Origin of the sequence: Rhodobium orientis, assembly GCF_003258835.1 — a bacterium.
Classification (GTDB): domain Bacteria; phylum Pseudomonadota; class Alphaproteobacteria; order Rhizobiales; family Rhodobiaceae; genus Rhodobium; species Rhodobium orientis.
Genome location: NZ_NPEV01000207.1, coordinates 1 through 252 on the forward strand (window position 1 = coordinate 1; position 252 = coordinate 252).

General features: G+C 43.3%; 1 protein-coding gene. It reads left to right on the forward strand.

Going from position 1 to position 252, the window contains the following annotated elements; all coding sequences use genetic code 11:
* Positions 1-252 (forward strand): processed acidic surface protein (locus tag CH339_RS25860; protein WP_111436871.1); only part of this gene is annotated, 252 nt, incomplete at both ends.

Below are 252 nucleotides of genomic sequence, written 5' to 3' on the forward strand. Positions count from 1 at the left end.
GATAACAATCCGAACCTTGAAAATGACTTGATGGCTCTTGGAGAACGTCTTGAAGCGGTAGCCGATTTCGAGTCTGTATCAGAGCTGTCAGCTCAGGATATCGCTGAAATGCTGTCCATTTTAAACGATCTTCAGAAGACGCTCGAAGTGAAAACGAAATATTATCTTGTTAAAGACGGAAAGAAAAAAGAAGTGTCTTTGACGACGCTTGTCAGTGCTGAAGATCTGAAGGGAGCAAGCCTCCTAGTGGAA